The following is an 18,753-nucleotide window of genomic DNA, read 5'->3' as shown; positions in this document are numbered from 1 at the left end:
CAAAGCCGGGATGCCGCTTATCGCGAAAACAGGCAGCAAAGCGGCGGCTGAGCCCCAGAATGTCATCAGCCTGCTTCACCAGAATGACGCCCCCATCCGAACTCATGCGACCCCCGTCAAAACGGGCTACAACACGCCGTCCATAGGAGGCTGGAAATTCATACGCGCCTGCGCTACACTCTGTCTGCATCGGGTTTTCTTGATGATTATGGAAATTTCTTTTGTGCAAAACAGACTTTTTCATAATCTAACCCGATGTACAACCCTTCCGTGAGATTTCCGCGTCCAGAACGACCGGAATTTCCGGCACAGGCGCTGCCGAATGACTGACCCACCAAAGGCGCTTTTCCAGCCGGTCAAAAGCGAAAAAATCATCACACAGCATGGCAATGAGTTCGGGTTCATCGCTCATGTGCCGTGACGCAATCCGCTCCAGCCGCATGCCCGCTTCATAAGACGCCAAACCGATCACGCCTCCGGGAAAAGGCAGATCTTCCGCACTGCGTGGACGCAACATCGCACGGATACAAGACCAGACATCCGTCCCCTGCGCGATTTCCACACCGTCACGCTTCAGAACCCCCTGTCGCAACACGAGTGTGGAGACTGGTCGTGGACAGAGCCATGACCAGCGCCCCTCAGGCGACTCTCCACCGCTGTCCAGCATGACGCAGGACGATGCTCCGGAAGCAAATCCGAGAAAATCCTCGGGCGGGCGCCAAGCAAGCTCTGTCTTGAAAATCTCGGAACATATCATTCGTGCTTTTTAGCCCGGTTCGCAGCAGAAGATTAAGCGTCTTTGTGCTGGTCTTTTTCCTCTTTCATTCCATCTCTGCTATCAGGGCCAAAGTTTCAGACAACCCCATGGGTCATGCATGTCCGTTCCCGAAATCGCACCGTTCCACGCCATTGAACTCAGCGCTCTGGCCCACCGTCTCGCAGCCGAGGGACAGGACATCATTCACATGGAATTTGGCCAGCCCTCCACCGGGGCGCCGACCAAGGCCATCGAACGCGCACAACATGTTCTGGCCACAGATCCGATGGGATATTGGGAAAGTCAGGCCCTTCGTGAACGGATCGCCCGGCATTATCACGACACATATGGCGTCAGCATCCGCCCGCAGCAGGTCATTCTGACCTGTGGCGCGTCACCGGCTCTGGTTCTGGCCCTGCTGTCCAGCCTCACACCCGGCATGCGCGTTGCTCTGGCCCGGCCGGGTTACGTTGCCTATCGCAACACGCTGAAAAGCCTTCACATGGTCCCGGTTGAAATCCCGTGTGGCGAGAAAGAATGCTTCCAACTGACAGCGCGCGCCATCGAAGCGCTTGTGCCCGCACCGGACGCCCTGATTATCGCCAGTCCCGCCAACCCTACGGGGACCATCCTGCCGGAACAGGAATTCCGCGCCATCGTCCGCGTCTGCCGCGAGCGCAATATCCGGATCATCTCCGACGAAATTTACCACGGTCTGAGCTATGGTGAACCAGCGCACAGCGCTCTGGAATATGAACCGGAAGCGCTGATCGTGAACAGCTTTTCCAAATATTTCAGCATGGCACCCTGGCGTCTGGGATGGCTGATCATTCCCGAAGACATGATCGACAAGGCGCGTGCCCGCATGGGCAATCTGTTCCTGACACCTTCTTCCCTGAGCCAGCACGCCGGGCTGGTCGCCTTTGATTGCAGCGAGGAGCTGGAAGGGCATCTTGTGACCTATCGCAAGAACCGCGATCTTCTCCTGCAAGCTCTCCCACAGATGGGCTTGAACAATATACCCCCCCCTGATGGCGCGTTTTATGTTTATGCCGATATCGGACATCTGACTGACAACAGTCTGATATTTTGCGAAGAACTGCTGCGCGATACAGGTGTTGCAACTGCGCCCGGAATTGATTTCGACCCGGTCAATGGCCACAAATTCATGCGCTTCAGCTTCGCGGTTTCAACCGACAGGATTGAAGAAGCTATTGCCCGCATGATTCCCTGGTTTTCAGCGAAAACGGACAAATAAAGGGGCATACTCCCCCCATTGTTCGTTAAGAAAATTATGCCGAGTGTTCTTCTGCCGCTTCCAAAGCCGGAAAAACACTCAGTGCAGACCACTGGAAACTGCAATCCTTATTCGCTTCCGGCGTCTAACTGATGACATTCTGCAATTCGCATGAAAAGGATGCGGAATGTCATGTTTTTTCAAAAAATATTTGAAAACATAGACGAAATTACAGAAATCATTATCTGGCATATTTCACGAGGCATATACCGGCATCCATACGGAAAGACACTTTACGATTTGGATTAAGTATTTTAGATATTGCTAAAATAGAATTCTGCAATAAGGTATCAACGTGGAAAAACGAAACCTATCCCTCTCCCATGAAGCCATGCAGCGTCATGCCTCGGAAGCAGAGAGGTTTCTCAAGGAACTCGCCAATGCCAACCGACTGATGGTGCTGTGCCACCTTGTCTCCGGTGAAAAAAATGTCGGAGATATCGCTGAAGCCGTTGGATTATCGCAGTCGGCCCTGTCTCAACATCTGGCGCGACTTAAAGATGCTGGTCTGATTACTTCAGAACGACGCGGCCTGATGATCTATTATCGACTTTGCAGCGCTGAAGCACAGGCAGTACTTGCCGTGCTTCAGCTGATCTTCTGTCGCGAACACCCTTGATTAGGAAGTTCATGTAAAATGACAATGCAGTCCGTGGATGCAAAAACCCTGAACGATTGGCTGGAGCAGAAGAAAGTCGCCCTGGTCGATGTGCGAGAGCCCTCGGAATTTGCATCCGAGTCCATTTCCGGCGCGACCCTTCTGCCACTGGGCTCAATCAAAAAGGCCATTCTGCCGCCTCATGCTGACAAAAATCTGGTCATTTATTGTCGCAAGGGTGGTCGTGGTGCTTCTGCCTGCAAGAAACTATTGGCCGAAGACCCCAGCCTCACTCTCTATAATCTTGAAGGAGGCATCGAGTCCTGGATGAAGGAAGGCCTGCCATTACAAAGAAGCGGCCGGAAAGTCCTGCCCCTCGACCGTCAGGTGCAACTCATCATCGGATTACTTGTTCTCACAGGCAGCCTTCTCGGCTTTTTTGTAAGCCCATGGTATTTCCTGCTGACCGGCTTTTTTGGCGCGGGCCTTACCGTTGCTGGACTGACAGGTTTTTGCGGCCTGGCACGGGTCGTAGCTCACGCTCCATGGAACCGCTAAGCGCAGCCACAACAGTCAGTCCAACAGCCGATCAGATTGCATACCCCTGCGCTGCGATTTCCATGATTTCTTCTTTCCTGTTTTCACAGGGAGAGGAAATCCCGGAGTCGTGAAGTTAAATATTATGCAATGCTAATATATAAAATGACTGGAAATTCCGGAAAAACCTACATCCGACGCTCCGAACGTTGAAATTGAAAAAATAATCTCACACCCGCGACCTTCATGACGGGAGGACAGCCACAAATTTCAGACTGGATCCGGCAACAGAAAAGTAAAAATCATCTACAGGACAAAGAAATGACAGACATATCCCCCTATGAAGGGATCACGACACGAAAGTGTATTTTACGTACGCTTGGAGTGAACACCTGTAGAACTGGCCACATTGAGGCTCACGCAACAAGTAGGGATGCAGGTACCCGAAGCGGTCGTAACGCGCCAGCTTCGGGCTGCTCATCGACATTCCAGCGATAGTCGCCTGTCAGAGAAATATGCTCCCAGCCGAGGGGTGCGATATGCTGGGCCAGGTCATCTGAAATACCGAGCGTCGTGATGGCAGACTGAAGATAGCGCGTATTCCATAGGATGACCGCTGCCACCAGCAGGTTCAGACCTGACGCCCGATAGGCCTGATTTTCAAAACGCCGATCCCGCAGTTCGCCAAGCTGATTGAAGAAGAGCGCCCGAGCCAGCGCATTCCGGGCTTCTCCCTTATTGAGTCCAGCCTGGGTTCGTCTGCGCAAATCCAGATCCTGTATCCAGTCGAGCATAAAAATTGACCGTTCGATCCGGCCGACTTCGCGCAAAGCCACAGCCAGACCATTCTGACGGGGGTAAGATCCGAGTTTGCGCAGCATGGCCGAAGCGGTCACGGTTCCACTCCGAATAGATGTGACGAGACGCAGCAGGTCGTCCCAGTGTTCCACAATATGGTTGGTATTGATCAGGTCACCGGCCATCCCACCCAGAAGTTCGCCCGGGTGTTGTCCCGGAAAAAGGTGAAGTTTCCGCTCTTTCAGATCCCGTATCCTGGGCGCAAATCGATAACCAAAGAAGGGCATCAGCCCGAAAACATGATCCGATGCCCCACCCGTATCTGTATAATGCTCTTCAATGGAAAGTCCGTTAGCATGATAAAGCAGTCCATCCAGAACATAGGGCGCTTCACCGGCCGTCGCAGCAATCACCCGGGTCGAAAACGGATCATACTGATCGGAGATGTGGGTGTAGAAACTGACGCCCGGTTCACTGCCATTGCGCGCATTGATATCGCTGATCGCAGCGCCTCTGCCACCTGCATGAAACAATTGACCATCACTTGAGAACGATGTGCCGTCTCCCCAGAGTGACGCCAGGGGCAGCCCACGATGGGCTGCAACCATACGGCCAAGGGCTTCGGCGTATCCGGCCTCGCTGATATGCCAGTCATGCAGATGCGCCAACTGGCGCAGAGTGGCACCCTGACAGGTGTCGGCCATGCGTGTCAGGCCAAGATTAATCCCATCCGCCAGGATCACCGTCAGCAGGGCGTTTTTGTCATCCGCGACACGGCTGGAACGGCGATGGGTAAAGCAGTCGGTGAAGCTGATCCAGCGGTCCACTTCCAGCAGAAGATCAGTAATCTTGATCCGTGGCAGCCGGTCGTAAGCCGCCCGCCTCAACTCTTCCACAGCAGGGGGTGTAATTGCTTTCAGAGGCGAAATCACAAGACCATGTGCATCAAGCCGGACCTGTGACAACTCGCCCTTCCTGGCAAGAGCCGTCACCCGGTTCAGCGCGGTTTCCAGCACTGCACGCCGTTGAGAAAGGAACGTGTCAGCCGTAGCATTGATCGCCAGAGGCAACGGTCCTTGCGCGCGCATCGCTGCAAACGTGGCTTCCGGAAGAAGGTAGGTGTCGAATGCGCGGTATTGGCGACTTTCCGTTACCCAGATGTCTCCGGCACGCAGACGCTCGCGCAGCTGGGTCAGAACACAGAGTTCGTAAGCCTGTCGTATGACTGTTCCCTCTGGCCTGACAAAGCTGTGCCAGGAAGGCGGAATGAAACGGATCGGACAGGAGTCAGGCAAGCGGCGTTTACCGGTCCGATAGAGGTCTCCAATGATCTGCACCGCCTTCAGTAATCCCTGTACCGTGCGACCACCCTGAAACTGGAACGCGTTCAGGAATGGACCAATGGCAGGACGAAGAGAGCGATGCCGGTTGATCAGTTCGGCCGTGCGATCAATGGTCTCTGGAGCTGTCAGGGTTTCAGCCCTGCCGATGGCGTCCTGGAGGCGGGGTCAGTCAATTCCCGTAATGGCAGACAGTGAATCAACACCCTGATCACGCGCCTCAATCAGATGACGGCAGGAGGTTGTCAGCAGACGAAGCTGGGCCTGCAACGATCGCATGGTGACAATCGCTTTGTCACGGATCCGGTGCTCGGCACGGCGCATCATGCTTCCGAGGAGTTTGTCCATCATTGTGAGGGTCGCGTCGGTTAGAACCTCCTCAAGTCGGACCCCGGCTGCCACCAGAATGGCGTAACGACGGGATGACCGAAGCTCGGCCAGATGCTGGGGCGTAATCCGGGCAGCTTCTTCGCTCAAACGGTCAAAGGCCACACGCGGTATGGTCGTGGCGCGAGCGCTGTCGAGGTTCAGGGATCGTACATACTCCAGGCGTTCCAGCAATCGCAGGATATTGCGCGCGGCTGGTGACAGGGGCGGGTTACGCAGCCACGAGAGCGAGGAGGCACTGCGATCGCCACGACGCTCCAGCATTTTGTCCAAACGACAACGGGTTTCCGGCGGCAGATCCCCTGCAAGGACGTCATGGACAAGGTGATCGGCCTGCTGGCGAGCACGGCGCACCAAGGCTTCAATGACAGTGACCGACGGCAGGAGAATGCTTCGGCGACGCATCTCGTCAATCAGGATCGCAGCCATGCGGGATGGCTGGGTCACATGATGTGCAATTGGCATCGCGAAACCGGTCATGTCATGAAATGCCGACCGATCGAAGGTTCGGTAGCCATAACGCTTCATCAGGTGGGCCAGATGGGATCGACGGGTTTCGTCACGACGTCCGTAATGGGACCAGAGCCCAGGGGACAGGTCGAGCTGCCGCGCAACAAATGACAGAATGGGAGCCGGTGGTGTTTCACCAGATTCCAGCACCCGTCCCGGCCAGCGCATGTAGAGCATGACCATCGCAAAACCCAATCGGGAGGTTTCTCCGCGGCGGGTTGCGATCAGATCGAAGTCATCCTGGCTGAGTGTAAAATGTCTCGTGATCTCGCGATCATCGACAGAAGGCTCGTAATGTCGGGCGAGAGCTTCACGGGTCAGAAGACGGCGCCGCGCCATGATCGGATGTCTCCTTCATGTGTCCGGAAGGGGATCGTTGAACGGACCCGCTCTGGCCGACCAGATGACCCATGGAAAACGGCCAAGAACAGAGTCTCATATAGATAGTACGATATGTTTTGCGATGAAGGGTCCTTATACGTTACAATATTTCCCATGACGCACGTCCTGATTGGCTACGCCCGCTGCTCGACCGACAAGCAGGACCTCGCCGTGCAGCGTGAGACCCTGCTCAACCTCGGGATCGCCGCTGAACGGATCTATACTGACAAGGGATTCACCGGAACGACCCGGACCCGCCCTGGCCTGGATCAGGCTCTGGCAGCTGTGCGACGCGGTGACACCCTCGTCGTGCCAAAACTCGATCGGCTGGCCCGATCGGTGCCGGACGCGCGAGCGATCGGAGACGACCTCGCCGCCAGGGGCGTACGCCTCCAGCTCGGTGCCAGCGTGCATGACCCGTCCGATCCGATGGGCAAGCTCTTCTTCAATATCCTCGCAACATTCGCCGAGTTCGAGGCCGACCTGATCCGGATGCGAACCCGCGAAGGCATGGCGGTTGCCCGTGCCAAGGGCAAACTGCGCGGCAAGAAGCCCAAGCTCTCCGAGCGGCAGCAGAAGGAACTGCGCCGGATGTACGACACCGGCGATTACTCGATCAGCGATCTCGCCGCCGTCTTTTCAGTGTCACGGCCGACGGTTTACCGAACGCTTGTGCGTTTAGCTGCTGTGCCTGCAACGGAAGCATGACTGGCGGCAATTATGTTGTATGCGAAGGTCAGGGAGACAGTTCGATAGTTTCGAACGTTCCAATCTAGACAATCTCATGGATGGTTCAGAAGCTTCGGATCATTCTGGTGACACGCAATCCAGGAGAGTTATGATATGACCGAGCCCGATCAACACGACATCGTCATCATCGGTGGGGGCGCAAGCGGCACGCTGACGGCGTGGAACCTCGCCACCCGCTACGGTATGACTGCGACGCTGGTCGATCCGTCCGACCGTCCCGGCTTCGGGCTCGCTTACTCAACACCGTCATTGAAAAATCTCCTGAATGTCCCGGCCAAGGGCATGAGCGCCGACCCGGCCGACCCCGACCACTTCTTGCGCTGGCTGGCCGAGAACGTGCCCGGCACGATCGATGACGGGGAGTTCGTACCGCGCGCGCTCTATGGCCTTTATCTTCGCAACCTGCATTCTATCGCAGCTCCTGAGCACGTCCGGCAGCGCGCCGTCGGTTGTCACCGGATCGACGGCGGCTTTGCCGTGACACTCGCTGACGGGGAGGTGCTATATGCCAGACAGGTCGTGCTGGCTTCCGGGCATTTCGATCCGGCGTGCCTGCCCGGTATCCCGCGCGAACTGGACGACACCGGCCGCTATCACCACAACGCCTGGGATGAACGGGCATTGGCCAACGTTGCGCCCGATGACGCGGTGACGCTGATCGGCACCGGCCTGACCACGATCGACGTACTGCTGCGTCTGCGGGAGAACGGCCACCGCGGACAGGTGACGGCCCTGTCGCGTCGCGGCCTGTTTCCCGAACGGCATGCGGCATACACGAAGCTGCCAGCACCTGTCTTTACACCCGGAAATACAGCATCAACCGCACTCGCCTACCTGCGCGCTTTCCATGCGGCACTGAAACGCGGCACCGACTGGCGGGCGGCGGTGGACAGCATGCGTCCGGTCATCAACACGCTGTGGCTGGCGCTGCCGGATGTCGAAAAATCCCGTTTCCAGCGGCATTTGCTACGGCGCTGGGAAATCCTGCGGCATCGTATGGCTCCGCATATTGCAGATATCCTTGACCAGGAGCGTCAGGCCGGAACCTTGCGCGTGCTTGACGGGCGCGTGACCGCAATCAGCACCGGCGAAGATGGCCTGATCGTCAGGGCCGGCGACGACATGACGATCACCGCCGCCCACGTCATCAACTGTACCGGCCCCAGCCTGAAATACCAACGCGCAGACGCGCCCTTGCTGCACGATTTGTTCAATCGGGGTGAGATAGTTCCTGGTTTCAAGGGCGCGGGCCTGTCCTGCACGCCGGACGGTGCGCTCATCAACGCGGAGGGCGACGTGGCGGACGATCTGTTTACAATCGGCCCGGCGCGGCTCGGCGTGCTGCTGGAGTCCATTGCCATTCCGGAAATCCGCGTGCAGGCCCGTGAGGTCGCCGACCGGCTGGCGCAGGCCGTATGATCCCGCGCTATACCGATCACGCGGCCAATGAGCGGACCTTTCTCGCCTGGCTCCGCACGGCGCTTGCCATTGTGGCCTTCGGCGGCGTACTGGCGAAATTTGACCTGTTCCTGCGTCTGGCGGCAGACCAGCACGATGCCGCCGCACCGCGCCCTTATGGGGCCACCGCCGAACTGGGCGTCGTGTTCGTCGCGCTCGGCGTTGTTCTGTTCGCCGCAGCGTATCGGCGGTTCCAAGCCACGCGTACGGCAATCGCGGCGGATACGACGCATTACTCGGTCGGCCCTAGCATGGAGCGCGCGCTAACGATTGCGCTTGGTGCCCTTGGCTGTGCCGTGCTGGTGGCCCTGACCCGGGCGGTAGTGTCATGACGCTGGAACAACTTCGGATTTTCGCAGCTGTCGCCGAGCGCGAGCACATCACCCGGGCCGCCGAATTCCTCAATCTGACGCAATCCGCCGTCAGTCATGCCGTGACCCAACTGGAGGGCGAATTCCAGCTTGCTTTCTTCAGCCGGATCGGTCGCCGCATCGAACTGACACCGGCCGGTCGGTTGTTTCTTGAGGAAGCGCGCACCGTGCTGAACCGCGCAAACATCGCGCGCGAGCGGATGTTCGACCTCGCGGGCCTGCGCGACGGCAGCCTGCGCCTGCATGCCAGCCATACCATAGCGAGCTACTGGCTGCCCGCGCGTCTGAATGCGTTCCGCGCCGCGTATCCCGGCATTCGCCTACACGTCACGATCGCCAATACACGCGATATTGCGGCAGGGGTGCAATCGGGCGAGGCGTCGATTGGCCTGGTGGAAGGCGATCTGCCGACGCCGGACTTGCACAGCGATGTCGTCGCTCAGGATCAGCTGCTGCTGGTCGTGGCCCCCGATCACCCATGGGCGTCGACTCCGCCCGCGACCCGCGATCTCGCGCGCAGCCCGTGGGTTCTGCGCGAGGCCGGGTCGGGCACGCGTATCGAGTTCGAACACGCACTCCACGCCCTCGGCGTCGATCCGGCCGATCTCGACGTGATGCTGGAGGTCGCGTCCAACGAGGCGATGGCCAGCGCCGTGGAGACGGGGACCGCTGCTGCCGTGCTCTCGGCAAGCGTGGTGGCGGGCCGGATCGAGGCCGGGCTGCTATGCGCCGTGCCCATGAACCTGCCGGACCGGCAGTTCCGCGCGCTGCGCCACCCGCAACGCCGCCTGTCGCCGGCGGAAACTGCCTTTCTCGCCCTGCTGGGCGCCCCTGTCACAGTGAACAAGCCATGACGAAGCCGCTGCAGAACCTCGCCCATCCGCGCGAGATGATCCGCCAGTTCACGCCCAACTGGTTCGCTGCCACCATGGGGACGGGTATCCTGGCCCTCGCGCTACCGCAGATCCCCGTCGCCGGTTCGTATCTCCACGGCGTCGGCACAGCGTTGTGGCTTTTCAACATCGCCCTGTTTGCCCTGTTCGCCGGGCTTTATGCCGCGCGGTGGATGATGTTCGGCCACGAGGCGCGGCGGATCTTCGGGCATGGCACGGTATCGATGTTCTTCGGCACCATACCGATGGGACTGGCGACAATCATCAACGGCGGCATCGCGTTCGGCATTTCGTTGTTCGGTGAGGGCATCGTGGGCATCGCCCATGCGCTGTGGTGGCTGGACGTGGCGATGTCGATCGCCTGCGGGGTGCTGATCCCGTATCTGATGTTCACACGGCACGAGCATCGTCTGGAAGGCATGACGGCGATCTGGCTGCTACCGGTCGTGGCGGCCGAAGTGGCGGGGGCATCCGGGGGACAGATCGCGCCGCATCTGGCGGATGCGGGCACGCAGTTCACCGTGCTGCTCACGTCCTATGTCCTCTGGGCGTATTCGGTGCCGGTCGCGTTCGGCATCCTGACGATCCTGACGCTACGCATGGCGCTGCACAAACTGCCGCATGAGAGCATGGCGGCGTCATGCTGGCTGGCGTTGGGACCGATCGGCACGGGCGCGCTCGGAATGCTGGTGTTGGGTGGGGACGCACCTACAATCATGGCGCTGCATGGCCCGCGGGAGATCGGCATCGCGGCCCACGGCATGGGGGTCTTGGCGGGGCTGCTGTTGTGGGGCTTCGGGCTGTGGTGGTGGTTGATGGCGTGCCTGATCACGGCGCGCTACTGGCGCTCGGGCATCCCGTTCAATCTCGGCTGGTGGGGCTATACCTTCCCGTTGGGCGTTTACACGGTCGCAACGTTCCGGCTCGGTGCGATGCTCGATTACGGGTTTTTCGGCGTCGCGGGCACGGTGTTCTGCGTGATGCTCGCCATCATGTGGCTGGTCGTCGCGGCCAAGACGCTCGCCAGCGGGTGGGCGGGAAATCTGTTCGTCTCTCCCTGCATCGCAACCCCGGAGTAGAGCGCATCGGCGTACGGCCTGATTTCGTCGACCGTGTATCCAATGAACCAGCGCATTGCGGCGCATTACCCTGAGAAACGCGTTGCAGGGCGCTGAGCTTTTCTCGAATGAGGCCTTCCGGGTGAAAGAGCAACCCGGTAATCTATTTTATCGAACGTTCTAAGCGATACGTTTCAATTTTCAGCCTCGTCCCCTGATCGTATCAAAGTCTTCACGAGAAGCGAGGCGGGAAATCGGTCCTGGCCGCGAAACTCGAAAGGCAATGATTTGCATTCCGGAGAGTGTCTCTGCCCCTCCGAAAAATCATGCGCCGAAATGCGATCACGGGAACAGGCTTCCATGAAAATTTTTGGCAAATCGAAGGTTCTGCCTCTCGCCTCCGTCCTGACGGGACTGGCTCTGCTTGGCGGATGCGGAACGGCAATCACCAGCAGCAACAATCCCTCGCATGAACGGGCGCGTCTGTGGTGGGACTACAAGAGCCTGCCCGTCAAGTTCATCGGAACGGTTCCGGGTCAGACAGACGCGACGCTGGCTGCCCTTTATCCGACGCAGGACGGCGTGGCATCGGCAGACAGCCGTCGTATCGTGATGTATCTCAACGCCGTGCGATTGCCCGCCAAGGACGAACTCTGCTCCGCCGAAACGGAATTTGCCCAAGGCGGGCCGAAAGGCGGTTTGACTCAGGTCACCGCAGCCATGTGTGACGGATCGAAAGAAATTACCCGCACCTCGGGACAGATTGCCACAGACGGCGCCTCTGCCCGGTGGCTGACGATCGGCTTCGACAATATTCGCGACCAGCTCTACACGGCGCTCACGCCCGGAGCTAATCACCCTTACATGGGGAACTGAGTTGTTCAATGCCGCGCGTGAAGTCGCTTGGGATATCAAGCGCGGCATCGGCATCGATGTTCAGTGATGGATCAACAATGGCAGCATCTCGTGGGCAAGAATGTCCTCGGTCACGCCTCCGAAAAGCCTTTCGAAGAAACGCGGATGCGTATAGGCGCCCATAACGAGAATATCCGCATTTGCGCGCAGTGCATGATCGCGAAGCGCGATCCCTTCACCGTCATCAATCCGAAAACGATCGATACCGACACTGATGCCGGCATCCATCAACCGCCGGGCAGGATCAGGCATACATTCATCAGGGAGCGCTCCGATCAGGAAGGTCACGTGTTCGGCAGTCAGCAGCAACTTCCATGCCGCCGATAGTGCGGCATCCAACGCCCGGGACGGCTCCCACAGAATGACGGGACGAACGCCGATCGTCCGGGGCGCATGCTCAGGAGCGATTAATACGGCGGCGTTGGCATCGAAAAGTGCTGCCATGAGAGTCTTTCTGGTCCGGTCGGGGTCGCTTGGCATGTGTCTGCCGACGACCACGAGATCGGCTTTCCGGCTTTGTTCGGCGACGATACTGCGAACGTCGCCTATCGCCTGGAGCCATTGTGCTGAGCCCGTGTCCGCGCGCGTCGTCATCCATCGCTCGGTGATGTCGCGCAAGGTACCACTCAAATTCTGTTCGCGCTTTTCGAACTCGGCGTGTTCGCTCTGCGTCTCGATGCCTTCGTCCTCAGACTGGAAGTCCGGATTGGTCTCCTGCCGCGGATGCAGGATCGTCACCTTGCAATCTTGCAAACGCACCATGAGGCTATCGACGGTGCGAAGGGTCTGGAGCGCCGGCCCAGGCCGGTCGAGAATGGCCAGTATGTGCATGATAGATCTCCACTCCAAAGATAAACGACCTTCGGAACGAAGAGAGGCGCACATGTCTCCTCGTACCGATTGCGGCACAGAGGAGTCATCAGCCTTGCGGCGGTTTCAGGGGAACCCCATCCCCTTGTCCAGGACGACGAAATTCTGCTGTTCGCGCGTCACCGGGATTATGTGCGCCCGGCGGTGAGGGCGAGCAACAAAAAAGGAGGGCTGGCAGGTCACAAATACAGGAAACGGCTCTTCTCGGGATTAACCATGCCCCGACGGCGGCACCCTGAAGTAGCGCACTGCGACCGCTTTATGTTAACTCTCCCGACAAGGGGATGGAGCTCCCCCTTCAACCGCCCTCGCAAGGGCTGATGGCTCCTACCGCGACACAATGGCGGTGGGAGTGCGTCTGCATTTCGCCGCCCGAAACAGCGGGTTCCGTCCGAACTCGCGCAGAAAGGGAATGGCATGTCGTTTACAACCTGTCTTATCGTCATGGTCGGAGGCGCTCTCGGCACGTTGGCGCGTTACCTGGTTTCCGTCGCGGCCATGCCGATCAGCCGCTTCATCCCATGGGGCACGATCCTCCCCATCAACGCGCTCGGCTCGTTCGTGATCGGTTTCTTCGGCACGTTGACCCTTGCGGACGGGCGCTATCCGGTGTCGGAAAACATGCGTCTTTTCGTGATGATCGGGCTCTGCGGCGGCTATACGACGTTCTCATCCTTCAGCCTGCAGACGCTCGACCTGATCCGTAACGATGCCTGGGGGCGGGCGTCCGTGAACGTGGCCGCGTCGGTCATTCTCTGCATCGGTGCCGTGGCGCTGGGCCATATCACGGCCGACGGGTTCAACACGGGCGCCATCCGCATCGCCCAGACCGCAACCGAAGAAGACGCCTAACCGATAGGGCATCATGATCATGAATGGCTCAGGTGTGCCCCCTTGGTTGGTATGGGCTCTGTTATCAGCCGCCTTTGCGGCGATGACGGCAATCCTCGCCAAGCTCGGCGTTCAGGGGGTTGATTCTGATATCGCAACTTTCGTGCGCACGATCGTCATCGTCGTCGTGCTGGGAACGTTGCTTGCCCTCACCGGCAAGCTGCGCGCGCTAGACCCCATCGGTGGGCGGACGGTCCTCTTCCTCATGCTGTCGGGTCTCGCCACGGGAGCATCATGGCTATGCTATTTTCGCGCGTTGAAGCTGGGCGATGCGGCGCGCGTGGCGCCTGTCGACAAGCTGAGTGTCGTTTTCGTGGCGATTTTCGGCGTCCTGGTCTTGGGCGAACATATGTCCGCCAAAGGCTGGGGCGGGGTTGTCCTGATCGCCCTCGGTGCTGTTCTCGTTGCCGTGGGCTAGGCACCGCGGCCATAACGCCGCATTGTTGCGCAACAGGGCCAATGAGTTTGTGGGGGCGTGCCTGTGCGCCGTGTTTGCCTGGTGCCTGATGGGTCCGGTGCACGCGCAGGGCGATCCGCAGGGTCTGAGCGCTAATTTACCCGTCAGGCTCAAGGACGCCTTTGTCACGCCGTCAGGACATGTCGCGCTGCAAACGGCCGAGCGCGTGAGTATAGCCGGCGACGGGCGCTACAGCGCGCGGGGTGGTCCGGCCATCAAGCTGGGACTGCCCGGCCGGATCGAACTGAGCTTTGCGCCCGCGCGTCAGTTCGGCGACGCGTCAAGTGTTCATGGCAATCTGGCGGGCGCGGAAGTGGAATGGAACTTCCGCCAGCAGGGGCGCTACGTTCCGGCCATGCTGATATCGCTCATCCGCCAGGAGCCTTATGGGGGCGGCCATTAGGGACCACGCGACAGCGTCCAGTTCGTTGCGACGAAATCGCTTGGCCGTTCCAGGCAGGCGCCCAGGGTCGGCATAGAAATCGCCTGGACGCGATCCTTCAGGGTTCGGCCTGACGAACGGCCGAAGCGATGGATGGTCGGGATGGTCGGCTCGCATCTGATAGGGCCTCGAACTGCGCTGGTCGCCGATGTGGTGCGTCAGCAGCAAACCAGGCAACGACGCCTGTCGAGCTTCGTTGATATCGGCTTTAACCATATTCTGGAGCCGGCAGTAACAATAAGCGGTGGTCTCGGGGGCGGTGTCGCCAGCGATCGTGGAGCTGTGCGGGTTTTCATCGGCCTGAAATAGACCTCCGGGGTGATCTTTCAGGGGCGATAACCGAAGTTACATCGCCGAATAATACAGAAAATCGAACGTTTCGTGCTTTCAAATGAGTTGGTTCGGGTGATCAAGAGAAGCGCATGATCAGGCTCTCCAAAGGAGACCGACTATGAACGACATGACTTCAAACCTTCGCGCCGACCGGCGCCATGCCCTGCTGGGTCTGATGGCGGCCACCGCCGGCGCAACGATCGCCACCACTTCCACTGCCTTGGCAGCACGATCTTCCTCGTCCCATGCGGACGGAACCGGCAATCTTGCCGTGCTGACCTCGCAGCTGGCCAGATCCCCGCGCCGCCGCGATTTCAGGACCGTGCCGATGGTGCTCGACGACCCGCTCATGTGGGACGCCCAGGCACTTGATCTGGTGATCGCCTATCGCGGCGAGCGGAAGCAGGTCTGGGACAACACAGCAATCGATAGCCCTTGGCTCAACCTGATGCGCAATTCCGTTAACGCACAGGTGTTTTCGTTCAGACACCCGGACTTTCTCGCGGTGTCGGCCACGCATGGCTCCGCTCACCTTGCCCTCTATGACCAGACAATCTGGGACAAGTATCAGCTGGCGAAGCTCGCCGGGCCGGCCTTTGCGTTTAATACGCTTATCAAAACGCCAGACGGTGCTCTCGATGCGTCGGCTCACGAGGATCCGAAGGGTCTTTTCGGAGCGGCAGGCAACACGATCCCGATTTTGCAGAAGCGTGGCGTCGTGTTCATGGCCTGCCACAACGCGATCTGGGAGCAGACGGGCAAGCTGATCGAGAAAGGTATCAATCCCGATCATCTGTCACACGAGCAGATGGCCGCCGAACTGACCAATCACCTGATCGACGGCGTCGTCCTGACCCCCGGCATCGTGGCAACGATCCCTGAACTGCAACATGCCGGTTTCGGCTACGTGAAGTGAGAACGGCTATGACACCCTCAAGAATAAGAAAAACCCTGTTGGCCACAGCTGCGGCGACTTTCGTGCTGTCGACTGCTGCGGCGTTGGCCGATCCGGTGCAATGGAACGGCAAGGCGCAGACCCCGCATTACGCAGAAGACGTGTTTCCGCCGTGGCAGCACGGCCAGAACAACGACGCGACACGGCGCGGCTTCGAATTCACCGTCCCGGAAGTCGATGTTCTGGCCGATTTTCATGGCGACATCACGAATCCGAGCCTCGTCCTGTATGTCGGGGGAAACTACTTCTTCGCCATGGCGCCGCTCGTCTCGGCGTTCGAGCATGAGCATCCCGAATTCTCCGGAAAGATCTATTGGGAGACGATCCCGCCCGGATTGCTGATCCGCCAGATCGAAGCAGGCGGGACGATCACCTCCGGCAATATGACGTGGACGGCCAAGCCCGACGCCTATTTCGCGGGCCTCAAGAAGATCGATCAGTATATCAAGAGTGGCCTGCTGGCGGCGCCTGCCGTGCCCTATGTCACGAACACGCTCACGATCATGATTCCGAAAGACAATCCCGGCCACGTCGAATCCTTGAAGGATCTCGGCCGCCCGGGCATCAGGCTTGCGATGCCCAATCCCGAATTCGAGGGCATCGCGCGCCAGATCGAGGCATCACTGGACAAGGCGGGCGGCAAAGCTTTGGCCAACGCCGTCTACAAGACGAAAATTGCCAACGGCAGCACGGTCCTGACGCATATTCATCATCGGCAAACGCCGTTATTCCTGATGCAGGGCCTCGCTGACGCCGGTGTGACATGGCAGTCCGAAGCGATCTTCCAGGAACAGACCGGGCACGCCATCAGCCATGTGGACATTCCCGCCGATCAGAACAGCACGGCGATCTACGCGGGCGCGATGGTGAAGGGAGCCGCGCACCCTCAGGCCGCAAAGCTCTGGCTCGATTTCATCAAGTCGCCAACCGCCTTGGCGATTTTCGAACGCTACGGCTTCAAGGCCTATCACGGCGGCAGCATGCCGGATCACGACAGCGAGTAAATGGAGGCGAACATGAGTATCACACACGCATCAGCGCAGCGCGCCGTTTTTGGCGCCACCGCCCGACCCCTGACCGAAGCCGAGCGTAACTGGCGCATCGGCGGCCTCGCACTGCTGGCAACGCGGGTCATTCAGGGGTTCATTTACTGGGGCGGCGGGTCGCGCCGTTTCATCTATGCGCCTTCCAAGCTCGACGCCTGGGGCGGCCACAACTGGATGGCCAACAAATTTCAAACCGCGATGCCTGGGGCGCTGTTCGGTTTTGAACACGTCATCTCGTTCCTGTTGCAGCATTTCTGGCTCCTCTACACAGGTGTCATCGTCTTCAGCGCCGCCGAGCTGATCGCCGGTGCCGCGCTGATGGCAGGGTTCATGACCCGGGCGTCCGCGCTCGTCTCGATGGGTTTTTCCGTGATCCTGATGGCCATGTTCGGCTGGCAGGGCGCGACCTGCATCGACGAATGGACGATGGCCGCGTGTAACCTGGCTATGGGAACGACCCTGCTGCTCGGCGGATCGAGTGCTTTCAGCCTCGACAATGTGTTGCTGGCCCGACGTCCGCGTCTCGCAGACAGCGCCTGGTTTCGTTGGGCGAGCGGCGCGCTTCCGCTTCCGCTGGCGGATATTCCATTCCGGAACCTGACGCTGGCTTTGTTCGGCTTTGTCCTGATCTACAACGTCAGCACCTACAGCTATTTTCGCGGTTCCGTCGTTACGCCGTTCCATAGTGGGCCGGTGAGCCCGACGAAGCATCACGTGACGCTGTCCAATGCGGTCGTTCTCGCTGATGGCGGTATTCGCGTTCATGCCTATCTGGATGCAGGAACGCCTGAAGCACCCGTGCACATCGTTGATGCAGCCGTTATCGGGCCGGACAAAGTGATCGCAGAACACTGGGATGCCAAAGTTCTGTCAGCCCTGACGAAGCAGAACTTCGATAATGATTACGCCTATAACAAATTTGGCCCGGGGCCCTACGGTATCCGTGCGCCGATGGGGGCGAAGGCGACCATTACCCTCCCGTGGCTAACGCAGGCCCATACGCCGGCAAACGGGTCGGTTATTCGCTTCACGGATGTCGACGGGCGTATATTCACGGCACCGCTTGGTGTTTCTAAATAAGTCTTGCTGCAAGGCAGGAGACTGGCGCCGTTGGTTCTTCCGGCGGCGTCTCTCATAAGGAGCACGCGCCAAGCGCGCGTACATCATCGATCAAGTTTGGTATAATATCACCATATGACGCGCGTAGACTTTAACCAAAGCAGATTAAAATTCGTCTGCGTCAGATTTTTTGGAATTTACAGTAAAGCGGCGGAGACTGAGCCAGCAATCAGATAGTATAGGCAATGCAGACTGGCACTCGGCCAGCGGTCGCAGGTTCTCTCGGATCATCTTTTCGGCGCAGCTCTAGGATCATTGCAACGATGCCCAGCAGTGGCATGCCGAGAAAGCCACAGAATAATATGACGCTTATCACGCCGTGTGTGGCAATTTCGTAAAACATCGGGCGTGTTCCTTTGGATAGAGTGACTGTCCGATCAATCTACCTATCGGTACCCACTTAAAACATTCTTCATTTTCTACTGTTTCAATCTACCACGTCGAACAATTGAGTCCCTGTCTGCCTCGAGTTCATGACGATAGCACCATCGAAACTGAGCGCTTGCTGCGGGTAGATCACTCGTCACCTTTTTCCGAGCGCACGTTACGAGAGACTTACGCGACCTTTTGTGAGCTACGGCCGAAAGGGA

General features: G+C 58.8%; 19 protein-coding genes, 1 pseudogene and 2 riboswitches. Of the genes and pseudogenes, 16 read left to right on the top strand and 4 right to left on the bottom strand.

The features are described 5' to 3' along the window. The coding region (locus KUA11_RS15430; protein WP_217411760.1) for a transposase at positions 1 to 190 on the bottom strand (190 nt) is incomplete at its 3' end. Positions 191 to 247: 57 nt separating this feature from the next. Continuing rightward, complete coding sequence (locus KUA11_RS15425; RefSeq protein ID WP_082086132.1) at positions 248 to 757, bottom strand: hypothetical protein; 510 nt, start codon at positions 755 to 757, stop codon at positions 248 to 250. 118 nt (positions 758 to 875) lie between these two features. Here KUA11_RS15425 and KUA11_RS15420 point away from each other — a divergent pair, with 118 nt between their 5' ends. From KUA11_RS15420 to KUA11_RS15410, 3 genes are all read left to right on the top strand, one after another. Then, positions 876 to 2,015 carry a pyridoxal phosphate-dependent aminotransferase gene (locus tag KUA11_RS15420; RefSeq protein ID WP_217411758.1) on the top strand — a complete coding sequence of 380 codons (1,140 nt, stop codon included), beginning with the start codon at positions 876 to 878 and terminating at the stop codon, positions 2,013 to 2,015. A gap of 334 nt (positions 2,016 to 2,349) precedes the next feature. Then, positions 2,350 to 2,673, top strand: a complete 324-nt coding sequence (locus tag KUA11_RS15415) for an ArsR/SmtB family transcription factor (RefSeq protein WP_010518083.1) — start codon at positions 2,350 to 2,352, stop codon at positions 2,671 to 2,673. An 18-nt stretch (positions 2,674 to 2,691) separates the two neighbouring features. Then, entirely contained in the window at positions 2,692 to 3,210 is a 519-nt protein-coding gene (locus tag KUA11_RS15410) for a rhodanese-like domain-containing protein (RefSeq protein ID WP_010518081.1), read from the top strand. A gap of 395 nt (positions 3,211 to 3,605) precedes the next feature. On the opposite strand, the pseudogene KUA11_RS15405 reads toward KUA11_RS15410, so the two are convergent. After that, positions 3,606 to 6,563: pseudogene (locus KUA11_RS15405) on the bottom strand (Tn3 family transposase). A 156-nt stretch (positions 6,564 to 6,719) separates the two neighbouring features. On the opposite strand from KUA11_RS15405, the gene KUA11_RS15400 reads away from it, so the two are divergent. The 6 genes from KUA11_RS15400 to KUA11_RS15375 all read left to right on the top strand — a co-directional run bounded on the left by KUA11_RS15400 (position 6,720) and on the right by KUA11_RS15375 (position 12,011). After that, complete coding sequence (locus tag KUA11_RS15400; protein ID WP_019092210.1) at positions 6,720 to 7,313, top strand: recombinase family protein; 594 nt, start codon at positions 6,720 to 6,722, stop codon at positions 7,311 to 7,313. Positions 7,314 to 7,448: 135 nt separating this feature from the next. Continuing rightward, the gene (locus KUA11_RS15395; protein ID WP_010516722.1) at positions 7,449 to 8,774 is read left to right on the top strand and encodes an FAD/NAD(P)-binding protein; all 1,326 of its coding nucleotides are present in this window, start codon (positions 7,449 to 7,451) and stop codon (positions 8,772 to 8,774) included. After that, on the top strand, positions 8,771 to 9,145 hold the full coding sequence (locus KUA11_RS15390; protein WP_010516723.1) for a YidH family protein: 375 nt from the start codon (positions 8,771 to 8,773) through the stop codon (positions 9,143 to 9,145). Before KUA11_RS15395 ends, KUA11_RS15390 begins: the two co-directional genes overlap by 4 nt. Next, complete coding sequence (locus KUA11_RS15385) at positions 9,142 to 10,038, top strand: LysR family transcriptional regulator (protein WP_010510913.1); 897 nt, start codon at positions 9,142 to 9,144, stop codon at positions 10,036 to 10,038. Before KUA11_RS15390 ends, KUA11_RS15385 begins: the two co-directional genes overlap by 4 nt. After that, a complete protein-coding gene (locus KUA11_RS15380; protein WP_010516726.1) occupies positions 10,035 to 11,156 on the top strand; it encodes a TDT family transporter in 1,122 nt (373 codons plus the stop codon). The genes KUA11_RS15385 and KUA11_RS15380 overlap by 4 nt, the downstream gene beginning before the upstream one ends. Before the next feature lie 339 nt (positions 11,157 to 11,495). Beyond that, on the top strand, positions 11,496 to 12,011 hold the full coding sequence (locus KUA11_RS15375) for a thioredoxin domain-containing protein (RefSeq protein WP_010510917.1): 516 nt from the start codon (positions 11,496 to 11,498) through the stop codon (positions 12,009 to 12,011). 60 nt (positions 12,012 to 12,071) lie between these two features. On the opposite strand, the gene KUA11_RS15370 is transcribed toward KUA11_RS15375, so the two are convergent. Continuing rightward, positions 12,072 to 12,881: a universal stress protein gene (locus tag KUA11_RS15370; protein WP_010516727.1), complete on the bottom strand. Its 810-nt coding sequence runs from the start codon at positions 12,879 to 12,881 to the stop codon at positions 12,072 to 12,074. 72 nt (positions 12,882 to 12,953) lie between these two features. Beyond that, a riboswitch (Fluoride riboswitch) is annotated at positions 12,954 to 13,014 on the bottom strand. Between the two features lie 177 nt (positions 13,015 to 13,191). Beyond that, a riboswitch (Fluoride riboswitch) is annotated at positions 13,192 to 13,257 on the top strand. A gap of 80 nt (positions 13,258 to 13,337) precedes the next feature. Between KUA11_RS15370 and crcB the strand changes: the two genes are divergently transcribed. The 7 genes from crcB to KUA11_RS15335 all read left to right on the top strand — a co-directional run bounded on the left by crcB (position 13,338) and on the right by KUA11_RS15335 (position 18,124). Next, positions 13,338 to 13,772, top strand: a complete 435-nt coding sequence (gene crcB / locus KUA11_RS15365; protein WP_010510921.1) for a fluoride efflux transporter CrcB — start codon at positions 13,338 to 13,340, stop codon at positions 13,770 to 13,772. Positions 13,773 to 13,785: 13 nt separating this feature from the next. Continuing rightward, positions 13,786 to 14,229 carry an EamA family transporter gene (locus tag KUA11_RS15360; RefSeq protein WP_010516730.1) on the top strand — a complete coding sequence of 148 codons (444 nt, stop codon included), beginning with the start codon at positions 13,786 to 13,788 and terminating at the stop codon, positions 14,227 to 14,229. Positions 14,230 to 14,317: 88 nt separating this feature from the next. Further along, on the top strand, positions 14,318 to 14,671 hold the full coding sequence (locus tag KUA11_RS15355; RefSeq protein ID WP_062105693.1) for a hypothetical protein: 354 nt from the start codon (positions 14,318 to 14,320) through the stop codon (positions 14,669 to 14,671). A gap of 141 nt (positions 14,672 to 14,812) precedes the next feature. Further along, entirely contained in the window at positions 14,813 to 15,019 is a 207-nt protein-coding gene (locus tag KUA11_RS15350) for a hypothetical protein (RefSeq protein WP_231098615.1), read from the top strand. Positions 15,020 to 15,161: 142 nt separating this feature from the next. Next, positions 15,162 to 15,959, top strand: a complete 798-nt coding sequence (tetH, locus tag KUA11_RS15345) for a thiosulfate dehydrogenase (RefSeq protein ID WP_010516738.1) — start codon at positions 15,162 to 15,164, stop codon at positions 15,957 to 15,959. A 38-nt stretch (positions 15,960 to 15,997) separates the two neighbouring features. Then, a complete protein-coding gene (locus KUA11_RS15340; RefSeq protein ID WP_010510929.1) occupies positions 15,998 to 17,002 on the top strand; it encodes a substrate-binding domain-containing protein in 1,005 nt (334 codons plus the stop codon). Positions 17,003 to 17,014: 12 nt separating this feature from the next. Continuing rightward, complete coding sequence (locus KUA11_RS15335) at positions 17,015 to 18,124, top strand: TQO small subunit DoxD (RefSeq protein ID WP_011251529.1); 1,110 nt, start codon at positions 17,015 to 17,017, stop codon at positions 18,122 to 18,124. The last annotated feature ends 629 nt before the right edge of the window (positions 18,125 to 18,753 follow it).

The sequence above is a fragment of the Acetobacter estunensis genome, assembly GCF_019083805.1.
Taxonomy (GTDB): Bacteria; Pseudomonadota; Alphaproteobacteria; order Acetobacterales; family Acetobacteraceae; genus Acetobacter; species Acetobacter estunensis_A.
The sequence above is the reverse complement of the archived record's forward strand: the minus strand, read 5'-3'. Positions and strand labels throughout refer to the sequence as shown.